A 17,024-nucleotide genomic window follows, 5' to 3' on the forward strand; every position below is an offset into this window, starting at 1 on the left:
GTGCCGTCGGCCCCGCCGAGGAAGGAGACCCGTGCCGTCCACCCTGCTCTCCCGCCGTGACCTGAGGTTCCTGCTGCACGAGTGGCTGGACGTGGCGCGGCTGACCGAACGGTCCCGCTACGCCGAGCACTCGCGGGAGACCTTCGACGCCGTGCTGGACCTCGCCGAGCGGGTGGCCACCGAGCGGTTCGCCCCGCACAACCGGGCGGCCGACCTCACCGAGCCCACCTTCGACGGCCAGCGGGTGCGGCTGATCCCGCAGGTCAAGGCGGCCCTGGACGTGTTTGCCGAGACCGGGCTGCTGGCCGCCAGCCTGGACTCCTCGGTCGGCGGTATGCAACTGCCGCACGCCGTCTCGGCGGCCTGCTTCGCCTGGTTCCAGGCCGCCAACGTGGCCACCTCGGCGTACCCGTTCCTCACCCTGGGCAACGCCAACCTGCTGCTGGCGTACGGCAGCGCCGAGCAGGTCGACACCTGGGTACGGCCGATGGTGCGGGGCCGGTTCTTCGGCACCATGTGCCTGTCCGAGCCGCAGGCCGGCAGCTCACTGGCGGACATCACCACCCGGGCGGAGCCGCAGGACGACGGGACGTACCGGCTGCACGGCACCAAGATGTGGATCTCCGGTGGGGACCACGAACTCGCCGAGAACATCGTGCACCTGGTGCTCGCCCGGATTCCCGGCGGCCCGCCGGGGGTCAGGGGGATCTCGCTGTTCATCGTCCCCAAGGTGCTGGTGGACGACGACGGCGCACTGGGCGCCCGCAATGACGTCGTGCTGGTCGGCCTCAACCACAAGCTGGGCTACCGGGGCACCACGAACACGCTGCTCAACTTCGGTGACGGGGTGCACCGACCCGGCGGGCGTCCCGGCGCTGTCGGCTACCTCGTCGGCGGACCGCACCAGGGTCTGGCGCAGATGTTCCACATGATGAACGAGGCGCGCATCGGGGTCGGCGCCGGCGCGACGGCGCTCGGCTACACCGGCTACCTGAAGTCCCTGGCGTACGCCCGGCAGCGCCCGCAGGGCCGGCCGGTGGCCGACAAGGACCCGACCGCGCCGCAGGTGCCGATCGTCGCGCACGCCGACGTCAAGCGGATGCTGCTGGCGCAGAAGAGCTACGTGGAGGGCGCGCTCGCGCTGGTGCTCTACTGCGGCCGGCTGCTCGACGAGCAGCGGACCGCACCGGCCGAGGCCGACCGGGACCGGGCCCGCCTGCTGCTGGACGTGCTCACCCCGATCACCAAGAGCTGGCCGTCACAGTGGTGCCTGGCCGCCAACGACCTGGCCATCCAGGTGCACGGCGGCTACGGCTACACCCGCGACTACGACGTGGAGCAGCACTGGCGGGACAACCGGCTCAACCCGATCCACGAGGGCACGTACGGCATCCAGGCGCTGGACCTGCTCGGTCGCAAGGTGACCATGCGGGACGGGGCCGGCCTGGCGCTGCTGGTCGACACCATCCGGGCCACGGTCGGCCGGGCCTGGAAGGCCGAGGGCGAGCCCGCCGAGCTGGCCGCCCGGCTGGGCGGTGCGTTGGACCGGGTCTCCCTGGTGACCCGGCGGCTGTGGGAGCGGGGCGAGCCGGAGCTGGCGCTGGCCAACGCCAGCGTCTACCTGGAGGCGGTCGGCCACGTGGTGATCGCCTGGATGTGGCTGGAGCAGCTGCTCGCCGTCGAGGCCGCGAGCGGTCCGACCGACTCCGACGACGACGTGGCCTTCTACGCCGGCAAGCGGCAGGCCGCCCGGTACTTCTTCCGGTACGAGCTGCCCCGTACCGGGCCCCAGTTCGACCTGCTGGAGAGCCTGGACCGGACCACCCTGGAGATGCGCGAGGACTGGTTCTGACCCGGTCGCTGGGTGCGCCGGCCGCCTGTCCTTGCCGGTCATGGGGGCGGGTCCGGCGGATCGGCCCGCCGGTCGGCTGACCGTCCGGTGGCGCGCGACCGTCGGACGACGGCCGCGCGCCACGTATCGCGAGCTGCGCGGGTGCGTCAGCAGCCGGTCCAGCGCACCGGGCTGACCCGGGTGCCGTTGTGGAAGCCGACCACGATGCCGTTGTCGGAGATCGCGCGGGCCCCGATGGCGACACCGGTGCCGCCGCCGGGCAGGATCACCGAGCTGGCGCCCCGGCTGATCCGGTTCCCGCCGACCACCACGCCGTGCCGGTTGACGTCGGTCAGCCACTCGAACCGCGGGTCGAGGTCGACGCCGGCGTCACTGGTGAGGTCCCAGCGCACCTTCACCTCGTTCGGGCCGCCGAGGTCGACCCGGCCGATCGCGTACCGGCCGCTGGCCGCGTCCAGCCGCGATGCCTGCGCACCGGGTACGGTCAGCGGCCGGACCTCGCCGGCCGGGGTGCGCACCCAGCCGGTGGGGTCGGTGAACGAGCCGGCCGTGCCGATGATGGTGCCGTCCTCGGTGATGTCCTGCGCGCTCGCGTCGGCCGGCACGTCCAGCACCTCGACGGTTCCCGGTCGGCTGGCCGGCCAGCGCAACGCCACCTGCACGTCGTTCGAGTCGTAGCCCGAGCCGACGATGTCTCCGCTGCCGTTGATCGCGGCGAGGTCCACGTAGCGGAACTCGCCGACGGGCAGGGTCTCCACCTGACCGGCGTGGTACCGCCACGGCCGGCTGCCGTCCTCCCATCCGTTGCCGATCACCACACCTTCGGTGTTGACGTCCACCACGAACTCCACGATGGGCGACTCGACGGTGGTCAGCCGTCCGCCGTCCCAGATCAGCAGTAGCGGCTGGTTGACGCCACCAGTGGTCCGCAGCCCGGAACCGGCGATGTACCGGCCGGTCGGGTCGATGGCGTCGGCCGACGCCCGGTACGAGTCGACCGGGTAGGCCAGCGGCCGCAGCGCGCAGAGGCGGATGCTCTTCCCGGGCGCCGCGGTCGCGGCACCGGCCGTGCCGGCGACGCCGAGCGAGGCGGTCAGCAGGCCGGCGGCGACTCCGGCCAGGATCCGGCGTCGAGCGATCTGGGTCATGGGTTCCTCCCCCGTGTACGGCCCGGCTCTCCGGGCTCGGCACACGCAAGACGCACGGTCGCGGTGGAAGGTTGCGGCGCTGTCGGATCGGCGATCGTAGGGGCCGTCCGGTGTGGACACCGTCCGCTCTCCGCTCGGCGGGCGGTCAGGCCGGGGCGTGCGCGACGTAGACGGTGTTGGCCGACTCGCCGCCGGTCAGCGGGTTGGCGAACGGCACGACGTGTGCCCGTGCGGTGGTGAACACCTCGGCGAGGACCGACTCGAAGCCGGCGTCGGGCGGATCGTCCGACCAGAGCGCGAACACCCCGTCCGGGTGCAGGCACGCGGCGAGCCGGCGCAGTCCGTCCGGCGTGTAGAAGGCGGCGTGGCTCGGGTGCAGCACCTGGCGGGGGGAGTGGTCGACGTCGAGCAGCACGGCGTGGAACCGTCGCCCGGGGGCGTCCGGATCGAGGCCGGTGCCGTCGGCGACCGCGGCGAAGAAGTCCGCCCGCACGAACCGGGTCCGCGGGTCGGTGGCCAGCCCGGCCGCGAAGGGCAGCAGTTCCCGCCGGTGCCAGTCGATGACGTCCGCGATCGCCTCCACCACGACCAGCGAGCGGACCCGGTCGTCGGCCAGCGCGGTCCGGGCGGTGTAGCCGAGGCCGAGGCCGCCGACGACCACGTCGAGCGCCGGGCCGGTCAGCGCGGCCAGTCCCAGCCGGGCAAGTTCGATCTCTGCGACCGGGAACAGGCTGGACATCAGGTACTCGTCGTCGAGCTTCACCTCGTACACCTCGGTGTCGAGGAAGGGGTCGCGGCGCCGGCGCAGGCTGATGGCGCCGATCGGGGTCTCCCGCCAGGCCAGTTCCTCGAATCGCGTGCTCACCGGCCGGGATGCTACCCGCCCCGGCGCCCGGCGGCGGCCGGCACGCCGGCGGCCGGCACGCCGGCGGGCGGCGGCGCATCGATCCGCCGTCGCCGGGTGCTGCTCCAGGCGGGGGAGCGGGACCGGCGTGGCACCGTGTTCATCCGGGTCGTGGACTACGACGGCGGTTGGACCGAGTACGCCATGGCCAGCCAGGAGACCGTGGTCCCGATCCCGGACGAGTTGCCGTTCGAGCAGGCCTGCATCATCCCCGACGCGGTCTCCACGCCCTCGGCGGCGGTGACCGACACCGGGCGGACCCGGCCCGGCGAGGCGGTCGCGTTCAACTACCTGCAACAGGCGGTGCTCGGGCACTACGGCTCGGAGGCCGAACACGTGGAGCAGCTGGTGTCGCTGGCCCGGCAGCGGCGGCTGGACCTGTCCGCCTCGGTCAGCGACGTGCTGCCGCTGGCCGAGGCGGAACAGGCGGTGCGGCGGGTGCAGACCAAGCAGGGCAACCCGATCCGGCTGATCCTGCGGCCCTGACCCCGAGCGGGGTGCCCACCCGCCGAGCCGTCGAGGGCTCGCGACGGAGGGTCGTCGGGATATCGACGCAGCGCTTATCCTGTGCCCCGACCGACTCGCCGGAAGGGATCCCATGCCGTCGCGGCAGGACCAGCTGCACTCGTACCAGTTCACCGTCCAGCGGGCGGTCGCCGCGCTGGTGATGCGCGAGACCGACCCGGCGCAGTCGCCGTTCCGGCGGCTGGCCGGCGCCGCGCTGGCCAGCGTCCTGGTCGCGGCCATCGGCGTGGGCGGCTCCGCGCTCTACGGGCTGTTCGCCGGGGGTGGCAGCAAGTGGCGCGACGCCGGTGCGGTGATCGTGGAGAAGGAGTCCGGCGCCCGGTTCGTCTACCGGGAGCAGAAGCTGCACCCGGTGCTCAACTACGCCTCCGCGCTGCTGATCATCGGCGCGGACCGGCCGAAGACGGTACTGGTCTCCCGCCGCTCCATCGACGGGGTGCCGCGCGGCGTCCCGCTCGGCATCGCCGACGCCCCCGACTCGCTGCCCGCCCCGGGCCGGCTGGTCACCGCGCCTTGGACGGTCTGCTCGGCGCCCCCGGCCGGGACCGCGCCGGAAGCGCCCCGATCGGCGCTGCTGGTCGGCGTCGACGCCGCCGGCGGCCGGCCGCTCGGCGAGGACGCGCTGCTGCTGCGGCACCCGGACGGCGGGCTGCACCTGCTCTGGCAGCACCGGCGGCACCTCGTCCGGGACACCAACCGGGTGCTCGCGGCGCTGGCGGCCACCCGGGCCCGCGCGGTCCCGGTCGCCCCGGCGCTGCTCAACGTCCTGCCGGCCGGCGCCGACCTGGCGCCGCTGGCGCTGCCCGACGAGGGCGAACCCTCCGAGCGGGTGTCCGGCGCCCGGATCGGCGACGTCTACCTGGTGCGCAACTCCGGCGGCGGCCGGCAGTACGCCGTGGCGCTGCGGGACGGGCTGGCCGGCATCACCGAACTACAGGCCAGCCTGCTGCTCGCCCGCACCGGCCAGCGTGAGCCGGAGTCGATCACCCTGGGCCGGTTCGCCGCGCTGCCGAAACTGCCCGACCTCGCGCCGACCGGCTCGGCCGCGCCGCCGACCGTACCGCCGAGGCTGGCCGCGCTGGACGGAGCGGCGCTCTGCGCCCGGTTCGGCGACGACGGCGCGGTGGTCGACGTGCGGCTCGGGGCGGCCCTGCCCGACCTCGGGGCCACGCCCCGCACCCCGGCACCGGCCGGCGGCGGGGTGCTGGCCGACCATGTCCTGGTCGAGCCGGGGCGCGGCGCGGTCGTCGAGTCGGTCGCCGGGCCGGGGGCGACCGGCGGCGCGGTCTCCGTCGTCACCGACCTGGGGCGGCGGTACGTGCTGGCCGTCGGCGAGGTGCTCGGCATGCTCGGCTACCGCGAGGTCCGGCCGGTCCGGTTGCCGGCCGGGCTGGTCAGCCTGGTCCCCGCCGGCGCCACCCTGGACCCCGCGGCGGCCCGGGTGGTGGCCGCCCCGACCTGAGGGCCGTCAGGCCGGGCGGCGCAGCACGCTGACGGCGAAGTCGGCGTCCGCCCGCCACGGCCGCAGGTCCCAGGTCGCGAAACGGTGCTCCAGGCGCAGCCCGGCCGTCACCGCGTGGGCGTCGAACTCGGTCAGCGGATAGCCCCGGTCGGTGCCGAAGCCGACCACCACCACGCCGTCGGGACGCAGGTGCGCGGTGATCCGGGCCAGCACCGCCGGCTCGGTGCCCGGCGCGACGAAGGCCATCACGTTGCCGGCGACCACGGCCGCGTCGAACGGTTCGGGTTCGCCGGCCGCGGCCAGATCCAGTTCGGCCAAGTCGGCGACCAGCCACCGCGGCCCGGGGTGGTCGGCCCGGGCGGCCTCGACCAGCGCCGGGTCGGCGTCCACCCCGACCACGGTGTGCCCGCGGGCGGCGAGCGCGGCACCGACCCGGCCGGTCCCGCAGCCGGCGTCGAGGATCCGCGACCCGGGCGCCACCATCGCGTCCATGAACCGGGCCTCACCGGCCAGGTCGGCGCCCTCGGCCGCCAGCCGGCGGAACCGGTCGATGTACCACTGCGAGTGCTCCGGGCCGGTGTCGGTCGCCCAGCGGGTCGGGTTCGCCATGCCCCCACGCTAGCGAGGGGGTCGGAGCGTCACGGCAGCCGGGCCACCGTGATGAACTCGTTGTAGGTGAAGATCTTGCCGAAGACGCGGGGGAACGGGAACGAGTACTGCCGCTCCACGGTCAGGCCCAGCTCACGGCAGGTCTCCGCCGCCTCGGCGAAGCCGACGAACCGGACGTGCGTCGCGTCGCTGCGGTAACCGCGCTCCTGCGGCGTGATGAACACCGCCCGGCCGCCGGAACGCAGGAACGGCAGGTACATCGAGATCACCTCGCGGGCCTGCTCGGCCGGCATGTGTTCGAGCAGGTGCGCGGCGAGCATCGAGTCGAAGGCGTCCGGGCGGGCGTACTCGGAGGCGAGGAACTCCTCGGTGGTGTACGCCTCCAGCCCGAGTTCCCGGCAGTGCGCCACGGAGGTGGGGTTGTGGTCCACGCCGACGCTGTCGGCGCCCAGGTTGATCAGGTTGCGGCCGAGGCCGGAGCCGACGTCGAGAGTGCGGCCCAACTGGAGCCGGCGCAGGTTCCAGCGGTAGGGCGCCTGCACGTCGAGCACCTGCTTCCACCGGGCGCCACCCAGTCGCTGCAGGCGGCGGGTGTAGTCCTCGCCAGCGGTGCCCGTGTGGTTCTCCTGCCCTGTCTGACTCATCGCCGGATCCTCTATCTGCGTCGGTAGAAGCTGTGCGCGCGGTTTCCCCCGGGCCGCCCGGGGGCGGGCCGGCCCCGATGCTACGGCCTCCGGGGCGGCCCGTGGGGTAACTGACCGGCCAGTTTGTGCAGCTGTGCGCCGGGTGACCGGGCGGTGTCGGGGCGTCACCGGCGCCCCGCGCCGACGGCAGTCCGTCACCCCTTCTCCGCGCCGCTGGTGAGACCCTCGGTGAGCAGCCGCTCACTGGCGAAGAAGAGAATCACGATGGGCAGGGTGAGGATGACCGACCCGGCCATCAGCACCGTCTTGGGCACCTCGACCCCGTCGGCGAGCTGCGCCAGCCCGAGCGACACGGTCCACCGGTTGGGCTTGTCGACGAGGAAGAGCAGCGCGAAGAGGAACTCGTTCCAAGCGATCATGAAGTCGTAGAGCGCGACCGCCACGATCGAGGGCATCGCGAGGGGCAGGCTGACCCGCCGGATGACGCCGAGCCGGCCGGCCCCGTCGATGGCCGCGGACTCCTCAAGGCTGACCGGGATGGTCTCGAAGTAGTTCTTCAGCATGTAGACCGAGACCGGCAGGGTCTGCGAGATGTAGACCAGGATCAGGCCGAACAACGAGCCGCGCAGCCCGGCCCGGGTGAAGACCACGAAGAGCGGGATCGCGATGACGATCGACGGGAACAGGTAGACCGCCAGGAAGAGGAAGTGCACCTGCCGGCGGCCGAAGAACCGCAGCCGGGCGACGGCGTACGCGCCGGGGATCGACACCAGCAGGGTGAGCAGGGTCGCCGCGACCGCCACCAGCCCGCTGTTGCGCATGAAGGTGAGGAAGCCCTGGCCGCCGTCGTCGGCGGCCCGCAACACCTCGGTGTACGTGCTGACGGTCAGTTCGCCGAGACCGACGACGAGCGAGCCGGGGTCGAGCAGCAGCCGCTCGATGGGGCGTACCGACAGCACCAGCATGTAGTAGAAGGGGAGGACGGTGACCAGCAGGAACGCCGCGATCACCAGCCGGCGCAGCCAGCGCAGGCTCACCGTCTCGACCCGGTCGCGGTCCATCAGCCGACCCTCCGTCCGAAGAAGCGCAGGTAGATCAGCACGAACACGACGAGCACCACGGCCAGCACGACGGCCTGGGCCGCCGCCGCGCCGATGTCGGTACGGGCGGTGAGGAACTCGTAGACCCGGACGCTGACCACCTCAGTGCCGGCCGCACCGCCGGTGAGCAGGTAGACGTCGTCGAACTTGTTGAAGGTCATGATGAACCGGAGCACGCCGAGCATGGCGATCACCGGCATCAGTTGGGGCAGCAGGATGTGCCGGAACCGCTGGGTGGGGGTGGCCCCGTCCACCCGGGCGGCCTCCTCCAGCTCGCCGGGCACCGCCTGGAGGCGGGCGAGCAGGAACAGGAACGCGAACGGGAAATAGCGCCACGCCTCGAACGCGACGACGGTGGCCAGGGCGGTCGACTCCTGGGACAGGAAGGGCACCGGGGTGTCCCAGCCGAGGAACCGTCGGCCCCAGTCGTTGACGATGCCGAGCTGCGGGTCGAGCATCACCTGCCAGACGAAGGTGACCGCGACCACCGGGGCCACGTACGGCAGCAGCATCGACGCGCGGACCAGGGTGCGGCCCCGGAACGGCCGGCGGACCACGAGCGCCGCCACCAGGCCGAGCGCGATCGAGCCGGCGGTGGCGCCGACGCTGTAGACCAGCGTGGTCCAGAGCGTCTCGGCGAAGCCGGGAGTGTTCAGCACCCGTTCGACGTTGTCCAGGGTGAACTCGCCGAACAGCCCCGTCCGGCGCAGGGTGGCCAGGCGGACCCGCTGAAAGGCCAGCACCACGGTCCAGACGATCGGGATGCCGATCGCCGCGACGACGACGAGCACGGTCGGGGCGACCAGCGCGAGCCCGGCCCGGGACTCGCGGCGGCGCAGGGTGAGCGGCTTGCGGCGGCGGGCCGGTGCCGGCCGCTCCCGGGTGGGGGAGCGGCCGGCACCGGGTGCGGTGGTGGTCAATTGACGCCCGCCTTGACGGCTTCCACGTCCTTCTTGGCCCGTCCGGCGGCCGCGGCGGCGTCGGACCTGCCGGCGACGACGTCGCTCAGCGCCTTAAGCACCGGCAGTTCGCCGAGGATCGCGCCGACCAGCTTGCCCTGCCCCTGGGCGAGGCCCCAGCGCTGGAAGGTGTCCGGGCTGCGGCGCAGCCCGGCGAGCACCTCGTCGCCGTACACCTCGGCGAGCGGCTTCTTCGCGTCCACCCCGGCCTGGCTGGTGTTCCAGGCGGTGAGGAACTTCTCCGGCTCGGCCGGGGTGCCCTTGCGGACCGGGAAGCGGCCCTCCGGCGACATGCCGAACCAGCGCGGGTACGCCTCGTCGAGCAGGTGCGACACGAAGGACTTCGCCGCGTCGGTCGCCGCGCCGTCGAGCACCGCCCAGGAGCTGATCTCGCCGTACTGGGCGGGTGCGCTGCCGTTCGGGCCCTGGATCCCGGTGACGAAGCCGCTGTTCTTCGCCAGGAAGGTCGGGTCTGCCTGGCACTGCGGGCAGGTGGGTCTGGCGTCGTTGCGCAGCCCGGCCAGCTCGTCGAGGATGAACGGCGACCAGATCAGCATGGCGGCCTTGCCGGCGAAGTAGGTGGCCCGGGTGGTGTCCACGTCCTGCCCGCCCTTGACCGACCAGTTGCGCATCAGGTCGCCGTAGAAGCGGAACGCCTCGACGCACTCGGGCGAGTCCAGCTTGACGGTGCCGGAGTCGTCGGTGAGCTGGCAGTTGTTGGCCAGCGCCAGGTGCTCGAAGGTCTGCTGGGTGAACACCTCGCCGGGGGCGGTGGCCGCGGTGATGCCGGCGACGCCGCCGCGGTGCAGCGTCCGCGCGGCGTTGGTGATCTTCTCGTACGTGTCGGGGGCGGGCAGCCCGGCGGCGGCGAAGAGGTCCTTGCGGTAGACGAGCAGCTGCCCCCAGCCGTCGCTGGGCACGGCGAGCTGCTTGCCGTCGTCGGAGGTCAGCTCCAGCGCCCGCGGGGAGAACGTCTGCCGGCCGAGCGAATCCACCACCTCGCCGTTCGCCGTGGGGTGCAGCAGCTCGTTGCCGGCCAGGGTGCGTACGCCGGCCAGCGACACCGAGCCGACCACGTCGGGCAGTTCGCCGGCGGCGGCGCTGGCGGCGATCAGGGAGGGGAACTGGTCCTCGTTGACGGTGACCAGGTCGACGGTGATCCCGGTCTTCGCGGTGAAGTCGGCGATGATCGCCTTGGTGGCGGTGACCCTGTCGGCCACGTCCTCCAGGCTCCACACCGTGATCGTGTTGCTGTCGTCGCCGGAATCGTCGTCGCCGCAGGCCAGCAGGCTGGCCCCGGTGAGGGTCACGATCAGGGTGGCGGCGAGCATCCGCATCGGAGGTGCTGACATCGGTGGCACTCCTCTCGAAGGGTACATGAGGGATTCAACGCCGTCGATTGATCAATTACAAGACATATGCCGATTTTTTGTTCTAGGATGGAACCCAGTGCTACCGGGATGTGACTCATGGTCAACTGGGTTGTCTCCTTGGCCGGGCCGCGCAGGATCAGCCTCGAGCCCTGCCCCCGGGATCCGCTCGGGCCGGGCCAGGTCCGGGTACGCACCTGCTACTCCGGCATCTCGGCCGGCACCGAACTCACCCTCTACCGGGGCAGCAACCCGCGACTGAGCAAGGACTGGGACGACGTCAGCCGGATGTTCGTGCCCCGGCAGACCACCGTGCCCTACCCGCTGGTCGGCTTCGGCTACGAGGAGGTCGGCGAGGTCGTCGAGGTCGCGCCCGAGGTCACCGACCGGCAACCCGGGCAACTCGTCTGGGGCATCTGGGGACACCGCGCCGAGGCGGTGCTGCCGGCCGACCTGGCGCATCCGCTGCCGGCCGGCCTGGATCCCCTCGCCGCCGTCTTCGCCCGGCCCGGCGCCATCGCGCTCACCGCCGTGCTCGCCGGCGACCTGCACCTCGGCGATTGGGTGGGGGTCTTCGGGCAGGGCGTGATCGGGCTGCTCGCCACCCGGCTCGCCACCCTCTCCGGCGCCCGGGTGGTCGCCGTCGACCGGGTGGCCGGCCGGCTGGCGCACGCCCGGCGGTTCGGCGCCCGGCTGGTCGTCGACGCGACCACCGAGTCCCCGGCCGACGTGCTGCGCCGGGCCACCGGCGGCAGCGGCGCCGACGTCTGCCTGGAACTGTCCGGCGCGTACCCGGCGCTGCACGAGGCGATCCGGGCCACCACCCACGCCGGCCGCGTCGTGGCCGCCGGCTTCTACCAGGGCCAGGCCGACGGGCTCGGCCTGGGCGAGGAGTTCCATCACAACCGGATCCAGTTGGTGGCGGCCCAGGTGTCCGGGCCGACGCCGGCGCCCGGCCTGGCCGGCCGGTGGACCGGTGCCCGCGTCGCACACACCTTCATGGACCTGGTGGCCGAGGGCAGCGTCGACCCGCTGCCGCTGGTGAGCCACGTCGTCGACGCCGGCGCGGTGGCCGACGCGCTGGCGCTGCTCGACCGCGGTGACGCTGATGCCGTCCAAGTCGTGCTGAGGTTCTGTTGACATCTTCCGCAGCCCTGAAGGGCGGGGATTCCCTCGGTCGCCCGAGGGGGTTCCTGCTTCGCTGGGTCGTGCCTTCGCCGCTTGTGCGGGTGGGGTCTTACCGGCCCTCCACAGGCGTTTTACCTCTCCGTCAGCCCGGCGGCGAGGATGTTGTTGGCGGCGTTGACGTCCCGGTCGTGTTCCGAGCCGCAGCCGGGGCACGTCCAGACGCGCATGGCGAGGGTCATCGTGGTGTTGATCCGTCCGCATGCCGAGCAGGTCTTCGTGCTCGGATGCCAGCGGTCGATGGCGATCACGGTGCGCCCGTACCAGGCGGCTTTGTATTCCAGCATGTGGCGCAGTTCCGACCAGGCTGCGTCGGAGATGGCGCGGGCCAGGCGGTGGTTGCGCACGCTGAGGTCCTCGATCACGACTGTTTGGTTCTCGCGGACGAGTCGAGTCGACAGCTTGTGCAGGTGATCGCGCCGCCGGTCGGCGATGCGGGCGTGGATACGGGCCACCGCCAGGCGGGCCTTGGCCCGGTTGGCGGAGCCCTTGGTCTTGCGAGACAGGTTGCGCTGCGCGCTGGCCAGCTTGCGCCGGTCGACGCGCTCATGTCGCGGGTTGGTGATCTTCTCGCCGGTGGAGAGGGTGAGCAGGCTGGTGATGCCCGCGTCCACGCCGACCGCCGTGGCCTGCGGGGGCAGGGGCTGCACGCCGGGATCCTCGACCAGGATCGCCACGTGCCGCCGGCCTGCCGCATCGCGGGACACGGTGACCGTCGACGGCTCGGCTCCCTCCGGCAGGGGCCGCTACCACGCGATGGCCAGGGGCGCGTCCATCTTGGCGAGGGTGAGCTGCCCGTCGCACCACGTCACCCACACCCAGATCATGCCTGCAGTCCAGATAAGACGTTGCCCGAGGGGAGGGAGCGGCGTTCGCCCGGCACTGAAGAGCTGGGATCCACGCCGCGAATGAGATGACCATCCCGATCGCCTGCCAGGAGCAGCTCCTGCCGGGCACCGACCTGATCCAGAAGTACGCCCTGGCCACCGCACTCGGCTACGACGCCATCGAGCTGCGGGGGCGGGGTGATCTCGCCCTGGCCCGCCGGCTGCCCGAGCTGCGCCGGGCCCGCGCCGCCGGGGTGGTGATGCCCACCGTCTGCGTCGAGATGGACCACTTCATCGGCGACTTCGACGCCGAGCGGTCCCGCGACGCCGTGCGCAACCTGCGCTCCCAACTGTCGGTGATCGCCGAGCTCGGCGGTATGGGCGCGATGACCCCGGCGGCGTGGGGGATGTTCTCCCGGCGGCTGCCGCCGTTCGACCCGCCCCGCTCGCCCGCCGGCGACCGGCAACTGCTCGTCGACACCCTCGGCGAGTTGGGCGAGCACGCCCGCGCCGAGGGGGTGAGCCTCTTCCTGGAGCCGCTCAACCGGTACGAGGACCACATGGTCAACCGGCTCGACGAGGCGGTCCGGCTCTGCGCCGCGGTCGGGCTGCCGTCGGTACGGGTGGTCGCCGACACCTTCCACATGAACATCGAGGAGGACGACGTGCACCGGGCGCTGCGCGCCGCCGCGCCCTACCTGGGGCACGTGCAGGTCAGCGACTCCAACCGCTACCAGCCGGGCGCCGGGCACCTCGACTGGCCGGCGCTGCTGCGTACCCTGCTGGAGATCGACTACCGGGGCTGGCTGGCCCTGGAGTGCCGGCTGCGCGGCGACCCGGTACGCGCCCTCCAGCAGGCCGCCACGGTGCTGCGGCACGCCGAGCCCCGGCAGGCGGCGGCATGAGGGAACGGCAGCGAGCGGATCACCGGTGCGGCGCGGTGGTGCCTCCGGCCGGCGCGGAGCGAAGCGGAGTGCCGGCGTGAGCGCGGGTGCGGCCGGCGTGGGCACCCGCACCCGGCTGCGCCGCCTCGCGCTGGCCACGCTGGACGGCAACTGGGAGCACGACCACACGGTGCCTTCGCGCACGCTGTACCCGCACCAGTGGAGCTGGGACTCGGCCTTCATCGCGATCGGGCTGGCGCACGTACGTCCGGAGCACGCCTGGCGGGAGCTGGACAGCCTGTTCCGGGCCCAGTGGGCCGACGGGCGGGTGCCGCACATCGTGTTCAACCCGGCGACGCGGGTCGGCGCGTACTTTCCCGGGCCGGACCTCTGGCGTACCGAGGTGGCCGCCGCCGCGCCGGCCGTGGCCACCTCCGGGCTGGTCCAGCCGCCGGTGCACGCGCTCGCCGCCTGGCTGGTGCACCGCCGCGACCCCGGCGCGGCCAGCCGGGCGGCGCTGGGCCGGCTCTACCCGCGGCTGGTGGCCCAGCAGCGCTACCTCACCGAGCGGCGCGACGTGGGCCGGGGCGGGCTGGCCGCCATCGTGCACCCGTGGGAGTCGGGGCTGGACAACAGCCCCGCCTGGGACGCCCCGATGGCGGCGGTGCCCGCCGACGCGGCGGTGATGCGCGCGTACCGCCGGCACGACACCGCGCACGCCGACGCCGCGCACCGCCCCACCGACCTGGACTACGCGCGTTACCTGGCGATCGTCGCCGCCTACCGGGACCACGGCTACCGCGACGACGGGCTGGCCGGCGGGCACCCGTTCCTGGTGGAGTGCCCGCTGTTCAACGCTGCGCTGGGCCTGGCCGAGCACGCGCTCGCCCGGATCGCCGCGGTGGTCGGCGCCGATCCGGGCCCGCACCGGCGGCGGGCGGCCCGGATCACCGAGGCGCTGGTGTGGCGGTTGTACGACTCGGGGACCGGCACGTTCCAGCCGCTCGACCTGCGTACCGGCCGGCTCGTCCCGGCCCGGACGGTGCTCGGCCTCGCCCCGCTGGCCCTGCCCGACCTGCCCACCCGGCAGGTCGACGCGCTGGTGGTGGAGGCGTGCTCGGCGCGGTTCGGGGTGGCCGGCCGGATGGACCGCCCGCTGCCCAGCTACGACCGGACCGCCCCGGACTTCGAGCCGCTGCGTTACTGGCGCGGGCCGAGCTGGCTGAACATGACCTGGCTGGTCCGGCGCGGGCTGCTCACCCACGACCGGCCCGAGCTGGCCGGCGGGCTGCGCGGGTCGATGCTGGACCTGGTGGCCCGGGCCGGCTGCCACGAGTACTTCCATCCGGACACCGGGGCCGGCCTGGGCTCGCCGGCGTTCGGCTGGACGGCGGCGCTACTGCTCGACGTGCTCGCCGACGACTGCTGATCAACGGGGTCGGTCGGTGGCGGCCTGGTCGCCGGCGGGTACGACGACCTGGTCCGCGGCGGCGCCGGCGTCGGGGTACAGCACGTCAAGCGGGGGTGGCGCCTGGTGTCAGGCGGGTTCGCCGGCTGGCCGACGTGGCGTGACTGGTTGCTCAGCAGCAGGTCGCCAGGTAGGACTGCAGCTCGGCCAGGGCGGCGAGGGCGCCGTCGCGGTCCGCCCGGTAGTAGACGGTCTTCCCGTCCCGCCGCGACGTCACCACCCGGCCCCTGCGCAGCAGCGTCAACTGCTGGGACGCCGTGGCCTGGCTGATGCCCGTGCGTTCGGCCACCTCGCCCACCGACAGTTCGGCCCCCTGGGCGAAGAGCATCATGATCCGCTGTCGGGTCGGGCTGCCCAGCGCCCTGAGGAACTCCTGGGTCTCCGGCGCCAGCCCGGACGGGGCGTCGACCTGGGCCGCGGTCGAGTGGGTGGGGCGTCCGGACGTCGCCTGCTGCATGCCTCCCACCTTCCCTCACCATCATCATATTGTCATTCAACAAAATGACGATATGATCGGTTGCGTGACTCCTCGAACCGAACCCGTGGTCATCGTCGGCGGTGGCCAGTCCGGCCTCGCCGCCGCCCGGGCCGCGCTGACCGCCGGCCTCCGTCCCGTCGTCCTGCACGCCGGCGCGGAGCCGGTCGGATCCTGGCCCGACTACTACGACAGCCTCACCCTCTTCTCGCCGGCGCGCTACAGCGCCCTGCCCGGCCTCGACTTCGGCGGCGACCCGGAGCGCTACCCGAGCCGCGGCGAGGTGGTGGCGTACCTGCGGCGCTACGCCGCCCGTCTCGACGCCGACCTTCGCACCGGGGTCCGGGTCGCCGGCGTACGGTCGCGGCCCGACGGCGGCTACCTGGTGCACACCGACGCCGGTGACGAACTCGCGGCGGCCGGGGTCGTCGCCGCCAGCGGCTCGTTCGGCAACCCCTACCTACCGGTCCTGCCCGGCCAGGAGCGGTACGCGGGCGAGCTGTGCCACGTCGCCGACTACCGCCGGCCGGAACCGTACGCGGGGCGGCGGGTCGTCGTCGTCGGGGCCGGCAACTCGGCGGTGCAGGTCGCCCACGAGCTCGCCGGGTACGCGGACGTCACCCTGGCCGCCCGCGCACCCGTCCGGTTCCTGCCGCAGCGCATCCGGGGCCGGGACCTGCACCACTGGCTCCGCGTCACCGGCGCGGACCTGCTGCCGCGCCCGGTGCTCACCCGACTGGTCCGGCACGCCGCCGTGCTCGACACCGGGATCTACCGCGACGCCATCGCCGCCGGCGCGCCGGCCCGGCGGGAGATGTTCACCGCGTTCACCGACGACGGGGTGCTCTGGGGTGACGGCGGCGCCGAGCGGGTCGACGCCGTCGTCTTCGCCACCGGCTACCGCCCGCACCTGGACTACCTGGCACCGCTCGGCACCCTCGACGGCGGCCAGCCCCGACAGCGCGGTGGGATCTCCACCACCCATCCCGGGCTCGGCTACCTCGGTCTGGAGTTCCAGCGGTCGTTCTCGTCGAACACCCTGCGCGGGGTGGGGCGCGACGCGGCGTACGTGATGGCCGCGCTCGCCGCACACGTGTCGGGCCGGTCGCGACGCCGGCCGGCGGCCCCGCGCGCGGCTGCCGGCGGCCGGCCGTGAGTCGGGTGGATTCGGCTACCTGGCGGGGGTCGTCTCGACGGTGAGCAGGGCCGCGAGTTGGCGCAGCACGCCCGGGCGGGCCCGGTAGTAGACCCAGGTGCCCCGTCGCTCCGCGTCCACCAGGCCCGCTTCCCGCAGCGTCCGCAGGTGGTGGGAGATGGTCGGCCCGGTGAGGTCGAAGGCGGGGGTGAGGTCGCAGACGCAGGCCTCGCCGCCCTCGGCGGAGGCGATCATGGACATCAGCTGGAGCCGGACCGGGTCGCCGAGGGCCTTGAAGGCGTGGGCGAGAACGGTGGCCGTCTCCGCCGGCACCCGGTGCTGCGCCAGCGGCTGGCAGCACGGTGTGTCGGTGTCCAGCACGGTCAGCGGTGTCGGCTGCTTTGACATGCCTCTAGGTTGACATCTCTCTAATCAGCGTGCAAGTCTCTGCTTAGACGGACGTCAAGACAGGCTCCA

The 17,024-nt window shown here is 73.3% G+C and carries 17 protein-coding genes; 7 read left to right on the plus strand and 10 right to left on the minus strand.

Features of this window, described 5'->3' with window-relative positions; translation table 11 throughout:
• Positions 1 to 31 precede the first annotated feature (31 nt).
• Positions 32 to 1,852 carry an acyl-CoA dehydrogenase gene (locus tag FHX32_RS32810; protein WP_167191814.1) on the plus strand — a complete coding sequence of 607 codons (1,821 nt, stop codon included), beginning with the start codon at positions 32 to 34 and terminating at the stop codon, positions 1,850 to 1,852.
• A 146-nt stretch (positions 1,853 to 1,998) separates the two neighbouring features.
• On the opposite strand, the gene FHX32_RS32815 is transcribed toward FHX32_RS32810, so the two are convergent.
• A complete protein-coding gene (locus FHX32_RS32815) occupies positions 1,999 to 3,000 on the minus strand; it encodes a hypothetical protein (RefSeq protein WP_167191816.1) in 1,002 nt (333 codons plus the stop codon).
• A gap of 145 nt (positions 3,001 to 3,145) precedes the next feature.
• Positions 3,146 to 3,865 (minus strand): class I SAM-dependent methyltransferase, encoded by a 720-nt coding sequence (locus tag FHX32_RS32820; protein WP_167191818.1) that lies wholly within the window; start codon positions 3,863 to 3,865, stop codon positions 3,146 to 3,148.
• A gap of 96 nt (positions 3,866 to 3,961) precedes the next feature.
• On the opposite strand from FHX32_RS32820, the gene FHX32_RS32825 reads away from it, so the two are divergent.
• On the plus strand, positions 3,962 to 4,390 hold the full coding sequence (locus FHX32_RS32825; protein WP_208419638.1) for an MDR/zinc-dependent alcohol dehydrogenase-like family protein: 429 nt from the start codon (positions 3,962 to 3,964) through the stop codon (positions 4,388 to 4,390).
• A 112-nt stretch (positions 4,391 to 4,502) separates the two neighbouring features.
• On the plus strand, positions 4,503 to 5,891 hold the full coding sequence (gene eccB, locus FHX32_RS32830) for a type VII secretion protein EccB (protein ID WP_167191820.1): 1,389 nt from the start codon (positions 4,503 to 4,505) through the stop codon (positions 5,889 to 5,891).
• Between the two features lie 6 nt (positions 5,892 to 5,897).
• On the opposite strand, the gene FHX32_RS32835 is transcribed toward eccB, so the two are convergent.
• The 5 genes from FHX32_RS32835 to FHX32_RS32855 all read right to left on the minus strand — a co-directional run bounded on the left by FHX32_RS32835 (position 5,898) and on the right by FHX32_RS32855 (position 10,555).
• Positions 5,898 to 6,500 carry a class I SAM-dependent methyltransferase gene (locus tag FHX32_RS32835; RefSeq protein ID WP_167191822.1) on the minus strand — a complete coding sequence of 201 codons (603 nt, stop codon included), beginning with the start codon at positions 6,498 to 6,500 and terminating at the stop codon, positions 5,898 to 5,900.
• A gap of 29 nt (positions 6,501 to 6,529) precedes the next feature.
• Positions 6,530 to 7,144, minus strand: coding sequence for a class I SAM-dependent methyltransferase (locus FHX32_RS32840; protein WP_167191824.1), 615 nt, complete (start codon positions 7,142 to 7,144; stop codon positions 6,530 to 6,532).
• A gap of 194 nt (positions 7,145 to 7,338) precedes the next feature.
• Positions 7,339 to 8,205, minus strand: a complete 867-nt coding sequence (locus FHX32_RS32845) for a carbohydrate ABC transporter permease (RefSeq protein WP_167191826.1) — start codon at positions 8,203 to 8,205, stop codon at positions 7,339 to 7,341.
• Positions 8,205 to 9,164: a carbohydrate ABC transporter permease gene (locus tag FHX32_RS32850; protein WP_167191828.1), complete on the minus strand. Its 960-nt coding sequence runs from the start codon at positions 9,162 to 9,164 to the stop codon at positions 8,205 to 8,207. The genes FHX32_RS32845 and FHX32_RS32850 overlap by 1 nt, the downstream gene beginning before the upstream one ends.
• Entirely contained in the window at positions 9,161 to 10,555 is a 1,395-nt protein-coding gene (locus tag FHX32_RS32855) for an extracellular solute-binding protein (protein WP_167191830.1), read from the minus strand. The genes FHX32_RS32850 and FHX32_RS32855 overlap by 4 nt, the downstream gene beginning before the upstream one ends.
• A gap of 117 nt (positions 10,556 to 10,672) precedes the next feature.
• Between FHX32_RS32855 and FHX32_RS32860 the strand changes: the two genes are divergently transcribed.
• Positions 10,673 to 11,713, plus strand: a complete 1,041-nt coding sequence (locus tag FHX32_RS32860; protein ID WP_167191831.1) for a zinc-dependent alcohol dehydrogenase — start codon at positions 10,673 to 10,675, stop codon at positions 11,711 to 11,713.
• A gap of 119 nt (positions 11,714 to 11,832) precedes the next feature.
• Here the strand turns inward: FHX32_RS32860 and FHX32_RS32865 are convergent, their stop codons facing one another.
• The gene (locus FHX32_RS32865; RefSeq protein ID WP_486481476.1) at positions 11,833 to 12,498 is read right to left on the minus strand and encodes an RNA-guided endonuclease TnpB family protein; all 666 of its coding nucleotides are present in this window, start codon (positions 12,496 to 12,498) and stop codon (positions 11,833 to 11,835) included.
• 173 nt (positions 12,499 to 12,671) lie between these two features.
• On the opposite strand from FHX32_RS32865, the gene FHX32_RS32870 reads away from it, so the two are divergent.
• Entirely contained in the window at positions 12,672 to 13,490 is an 819-nt protein-coding gene (locus FHX32_RS32870) for a sugar phosphate isomerase/epimerase family protein (protein ID WP_167191833.1), read from the plus strand.
• A gap of 76 nt (positions 13,491 to 13,566) precedes the next feature.
• The gene (locus FHX32_RS32875) at positions 13,567 to 14,898 is read left to right on the plus strand and encodes an MGH1-like glycoside hydrolase domain-containing protein (RefSeq protein ID WP_167191835.1); all 1,332 of its coding nucleotides are present in this window, start codon (positions 13,567 to 13,569) and stop codon (positions 14,896 to 14,898) included.
• Between the two features lie 151 nt (positions 14,899 to 15,049).
• On the opposite strand, the gene FHX32_RS32880 is transcribed toward FHX32_RS32875, so the two are convergent.
• Positions 15,050 to 15,394 (minus strand): metalloregulator ArsR/SmtB family transcription factor, encoded by a 345-nt coding sequence (locus FHX32_RS32880; RefSeq protein WP_167191837.1) that lies wholly within the window; start codon positions 15,392 to 15,394, stop codon positions 15,050 to 15,052.
• Between the two features lie 64 nt (positions 15,395 to 15,458).
• On the opposite strand from FHX32_RS32880, the gene FHX32_RS32885 reads away from it, so the two are divergent.
• The gene (locus tag FHX32_RS32885; protein ID WP_486481453.1) at positions 15,459 to 16,568 is read left to right on the plus strand and encodes a flavin-containing monooxygenase; all 1,110 of its coding nucleotides are present in this window, start codon (positions 15,459 to 15,461) and stop codon (positions 16,566 to 16,568) included.
• A gap of 15 nt (positions 16,569 to 16,583) precedes the next feature.
• On the opposite strand, the gene FHX32_RS32890 is transcribed toward FHX32_RS32885, so the two are convergent.
• Positions 16,584 to 16,955, minus strand: a complete 372-nt coding sequence (locus tag FHX32_RS32890; RefSeq protein WP_167191841.1) for a metalloregulator ArsR/SmtB family transcription factor — start codon at positions 16,953 to 16,955, stop codon at positions 16,584 to 16,586.
• Positions 16,956 to 17,024 lie beyond the last annotated feature (69 nt).

This window comes from Micromonospora sp. CNZ280, assembly GCF_011759515.1.

Coding starts and splice junctions, on each gene's coding strand:
- FHX32_RS32815 (WP_167191816.1), bottom strand. CDS start 3,000: ATGACCCAGATCGCTCGACGCCGGATCCTGGCCGGAGTCGCCGCCGGC.
- eccB (WP_167191820.1), top strand. CDS start 4,503: ATGCCGTCGCGGCAGGACCAGCTGCACTCGTACCAGTTCACCGTCCAG.
- FHX32_RS32835 (WP_167191822.1), bottom strand. CDS start 6,500: ATGGCGAACCCGACCCGCTGGGCGACCGACACCGGCCCGGAGCACTCG.
- FHX32_RS32840 (WP_167191824.1), bottom strand. CDS start 7,144: ATGAGTCAGACAGGGCAGGAGAACCACACGGGCACCGCTGGCGAGGAC.
- FHX32_RS32845 (WP_167191826.1), bottom strand. CDS start 8,205: ATGGACCGCGACCGGGTCGAGACGGTGAGCCTGCGCTGGCTGCGCCGG.
- FHX32_RS32855 (WP_167191830.1), bottom strand. CDS start 10,555: ATGTCAGCACCTCCGATGCGGATGCTCGCCGCCACCCTGATCGTGACC.
- FHX32_RS32860 (WP_167191831.1), top strand. CDS start 10,673: ATGGTCAACTGGGTTGTCTCCTTGGCCGGGCCGCGCAGGATCAGCCTC.
- FHX32_RS32870 (WP_167191833.1), top strand. CDS start 12,672: ATGACCATCCCGATCGCCTGCCAGGAGCAGCTCCTGCCGGGCACCGAC.
- FHX32_RS32880 (WP_167191837.1), bottom strand. CDS start 15,394: ATGCAGCAGGCGACGTCCGGACGCCCCACCCACTCGACCGCGGCCCAG.
- FHX32_RS32890 (WP_167191841.1), bottom strand. CDS start 16,955: ATGTCAAAGCAGCCGACACCGCTGACCGTGCTGGACACCGACACACCG.